Annotated in this window: 4 protein-coding genes; 1 reads left to right on the top strand and 3 read right to left on the bottom strand. The window is 65.5% G+C overall.

Going from position 1 to position 3,956, the window contains the following annotated elements; translation table 11 throughout:
* Positions 1 to 59: 59 nt before the first annotated feature.
* The 3 genes from SPR01S_RS20735 to SPR01S_RS20725 are packed head-to-tail and all read right to left on the bottom strand — an operon-like array spanning position 60 to position 2,739.
* A complete protein-coding gene (locus SPR01S_RS20735) occupies positions 60 to 662 on the bottom strand; it encodes a TetR/AcrR family transcriptional regulator (protein WP_066593685.1) in 603 nt (200 codons plus the stop codon).
* Positions 662 to 2,356 (bottom strand): sulfatase-like hydrolase/transferase, encoded by a 1,695-nt coding sequence (locus SPR01S_RS20730; RefSeq protein ID WP_066593683.1) that lies wholly within the window; start codon positions 2,354 to 2,356, stop codon positions 662 to 664. The genes SPR01S_RS20735 and SPR01S_RS20730 overlap by 1 nt, the downstream gene beginning before the upstream one ends.
* A complete protein-coding gene (locus SPR01S_RS20725; protein WP_066593687.1) occupies positions 2,353 to 2,739 on the bottom strand; it encodes a hypothetical protein in 387 nt (128 codons plus the stop codon). Before SPR01S_RS20725 ends, SPR01S_RS20730 begins: the two co-directional genes overlap by 4 nt.
* Positions 2,740 to 2,849: 110 nt before the next feature.
* Here SPR01S_RS20725 and SPR01S_RS20720 point away from each other — a divergent pair, with 110 nt between their 5' ends.
* Positions 2,850 to 3,935, top strand: coding sequence for an MBL fold metallo-hydrolase (locus SPR01S_RS20720; RefSeq protein WP_066593678.1), 1,086 nt, complete (start codon positions 2,850 to 2,852; stop codon positions 3,933 to 3,935).
* The last annotated feature ends 21 nt before the right edge of the window (positions 3,936 to 3,956 follow it).

The following is a 3,956-nucleotide window of genomic DNA, read 5'->3' as shown; positions in this document are numbered from 1 at the left end:
CCCTGCGCCAAAATCCGCTCCGTCACGGTGGGTCAAACCCACGTTATCGCGCTCTAAGGTCAAGCCGCCGCGGCAGAACCCTCCACGCCGGCCAGCCGCAGTACTTCGCCCTGGACGATCCGCCGCGCCACGTCGATCGACAGACCCTGTTCGTCGCGCAGCCGCTGCCACGCCTCGAAACTCAGCATCAGGTCGATCGTCTCGAACCGCGCCATGTCGTCGGTGATTTCGCGCGGCAGGAACGAGTGTAGCCGCTGCCGCATCATCCCGAGCATGCGCGCATGTTCGGCCTGGATCGCCGGCGACATGTGACGATGCGCGTCGCCGGCACGCTTGAACGGCAGCAGGCGTTCATAGGTCGCCGTCCGCCGCTCGATCGCCTCTACCAACTGGCCTTGCCACTCTGTCGAGTCGAACGGGATCAGCCACATCTCGTAATGTTCGGCCAGCCGTCCGGTCATCGCGGCGTACAGGCTCTCCATGTCGGTGAAGTGCCGAAACACGGTGCGCAGCCCGACACCGGCGCGCGACGCCACTTCCTCGGCGCTCGGGGTGATCCGCCCCTCGGCAACCAGCTCGAGCATGGCCGCGACGATAGCGTTGCGGCTGTTCTGGGAGCGGAGGCGGCGGCCGTCGGGCGGCAGGACGTCGGGTGGGTTCATCAATTCGACCAGTAGATATAGGTTTCGCCCGGCCACGGCTTGGTGCCGAGCGGCCGATCGATCGCGATCGGCGAGCGGATCAAGGACGGCCAGGCCGGCTTTACGCTCTCACGATCATGTTGGGCAATCAGCCCCTTGAGCCGCGCCACGACATCGGGATGGAGTGCTGCGAAATCGTGCCGTTCGGTCGGGTCGGCCTTCATGTCGTACAGCAATGCCACGTGCGGCAGATCGAGCAATTGCAGCTTCCAGTCGCCGTCGCGCACCACGCGATATGGGCCGCTGCGCCAGAACAAGGTGTTGTGCGGCGTGCCCGTCTTCTTGCCCTCGATGAACGGCATCAGGTCGACGCCGTCGATCGCGCGATCCGTGGGCAACGTCGCGCCCGCGACGTCGCCTGCGGTCGAGAAGATGTCGAAATGGCTGACCGGTCCCGCGATGCTGGTGCCCGGCTGAATCTTCGCCGGCCAGCGCATGAAGAACGGCACCTTGACCCCGCCTTCGAAAAAGGTCGCTTTCCACCCGCGATAGGGCCGGTTGACGTCGGGCAACCCGATATAATGCGCGCCGCCATTGTCGCTGGTGAAGATGACCAGGGTGTTCTGGTCGATCCCTTGCGCCTTGAGCGTCGCCATTACCCGCCCGACGCCACGGTCGAGCGCGCGGATCATCGCGGCATATACTCTCAAGCGATGATCGGCGATCTGCGGCAGCGCGTCGTAATCTGCCTTGAGCGCCTGAAGCGGCGTGTGCGGCGCGTTGTACGCCAGATAAAGAAAGAATGGCCGATTGCGGTTGGCGCCGATCGCCGCGATCGCCTGATCGGTCAGATAATCGGTCATGTAGCGCGCCGGCCGGAAGCGCTGGCCGCCGTTATACTGTACGCTGAACGGCAGGTTTGCCCACAGGAATTTGTCGATCGGGTCGAAATCCTGTTTCGAGTTTTCGACGTCGGGGCTGTTTTCGGGCAAATACATCTGCCCGCCGATCATGAAACCCAGGCTTTCGTCGAACCCTTGTTCCTCGGGCCGCATGCCCTTGCCGTCGCCCAGATGCCATTTGCCGAGATGCATGGTGTGATAGCCCCGCGTTCGGAGCAATTCGGCGATGGTGATCTCGCTGGCTGGCACGCCCTTGTCGGCGACCGTCGCCGGCGCGCGCGCGGCATCCTCGTCGAAGATCGTCTTGTGTTCCCAGTCGGTCTTGAAATTGGCGATATTGCGCGAGAACGCTGCGTCGGTGCGGATCAGGCCGGAGGGGAACCAAGCAGGCGGATGAACGTCGGCGGGCGTGAATTCATAGCCGAAGCGGGTCGGGTAGCGGCCGGTCATCAGCGCGGCGCGGCTGGGTGCGCAGGTCGCGTTGCCGGCATAGCCGTCGGGGAAGCTGACGCCGCCGCGGCCGATCGCGTCGATATTGGGAGTCTTGACCATGCCACCGGCAACGCCGCCGCCATTGAAGCTGATATCGTTATAGCCGAGATCGTCGGCGACGATGAGCACGATGTTGGGCGGGCGCTTGTCGGCCGGCACCGTAGCGGTGGCCGGCCCCGGCTGCCATTTGACGGGACGGTTGTCCGCGACGCGCGGCGCGATCCATCCCGGCAAGTGAAGGAACACGTAATCCTTGGCGGCGTAGCCGGTCACGCCGAGCACGGCGGCGGTGCCGAACGTCCATTTGACCCATCTTTTCATCGGCCCGCGTCCGCATCGAAGGTGCGCCAGCCCCAAGCGAGCAACGCGATCATGATCGCCTCGGCCGCCATCGGGGGAAACGCAATCGGCGGCGCGCCGTCGGCGATCAGGCTGACGACTCGCCCCAGGATCGCGATCGACAGCAAGGACAGCGGGACGAGCAGCGGCCAGCGTCGCGCGCGCCATGCGGCGATCAGCGCGAACGTCCCACCGGTCACGAAAAAGGCGGTAAAATCGGCGCGCATCGTGGCCATTCCCTGCGTCCCCAGTGAGGTAAGGAAAAAGCGCAGGCCGGCTTGAGCGGGATCGAGCAGAAATCCGAGCCCCAATACGACGTTGAATAGCCCGACCAGACCCACGGCAACGCGGACGATATTGCGCATCCGATCCCTCCCCTGTTTTGTCCACTTTAGCAGCAGCGGCAGCGAGCGCAATGTTTCGGCATTGATTATGCCAAAATCTGCGCGCATCCTCCCTGGGAAGGGAGATCGGGATGCGCAAAAGGTTCGTCGTCGCGATCGCGGCGGCTTTCGCAGCGGTCGCCGGCATGGCGTCGTTCGAGCGGCAAGCGGGCGCGATGATGCTGGGCGCCGCGCTCGATGCGCGCGCCGGCCTCGATCGGACAGCGTCGCTGGGCGACGGGCTGCATGTCGGCCTGTGCGGGACCGGTTCCCCCCTGCCCGATCCGACCCGTGCCGGGGCGTGCACGGTGATCATCGCGGGCAAGCATATCTTCGTTGTCGATTCGGGCGAAGGCGGCGCTCGCAATATCGTTCTGATGGGCATACCCAACGGCCGGATCGACGGGGTCTTCCTGACCCATTTCCATTCGGACCATATCGACGGGCTGGGCCCGATGATGCTGCTGCGCTGGACCGGCAATGGCACGACGAGCCCGCTGCCGATCTATGGCCCGCCGGGCGTCGACCGGGTGGTGGCGGGATTCGACGCCGCTTATGCGCTCGATTCCGGCTATCGCACCGCGCATCATGGCCCGGTGATCGCACCGCCATCGGGCGCCGGCGGGGTCGCGCGGCCCTTCGCCATTCCTCCACGCGGGTCGAACGATCGCGTCGTCGTTCTCGATGCCGATGGCTTGCGTGTCTCCGCCTTCCGCGTCGATCACGGGCCGGTCGACCCGGCGGTAGGATACCGGTTCGACTATAAGGGCCGGTCGGTGGTGGTGAGCGGCGACACGACCACCAGCACCGCGCTGGTCGCAGCCGCGCGCGGGGCCGACCTGCTGGTTCACGAAGGGCTGCAGCCCAAACTGGTCAAGCTGGTGACCGCGGCGCTGACCCGGCGCGGGATTACCGGCACCGCCCAGATCACGCGCGACATCTTGACCTATCATGCGTCGCCCGAAGCGGTCGCGCGCGAGGCGCAGGAGGCGGGGGTCCGCTTCGTGGTGTTCAGCCACGTCATCCCGCAGATGCCATCGCGGATGATGTATCCAGCGTTCCTGGGCGACGCGCGACGGCTTTACGACGGACCGATAATGGTTGGCGAGGACGGGATGATGTTCAGCCTGCCCCCGGGATCGCGCGGTGTGGAGTTCACACGGCTGCCGATCGGGTAGACGTTCCCTCTCTGCAAGGGG

The organism is Sphingomonas pruni NBRC 15498 (assembly GCF_001598455.1).
Taxonomy (GTDB): domain Bacteria; phylum Pseudomonadota; class Alphaproteobacteria; order Sphingomonadales; family Sphingomonadaceae; genus Sphingomonas; species Sphingomonas pruni.
The sequence above is the reverse complement of the archived record's forward strand: the minus strand, read 5'-3'. Positions and strand labels throughout refer to the sequence as shown.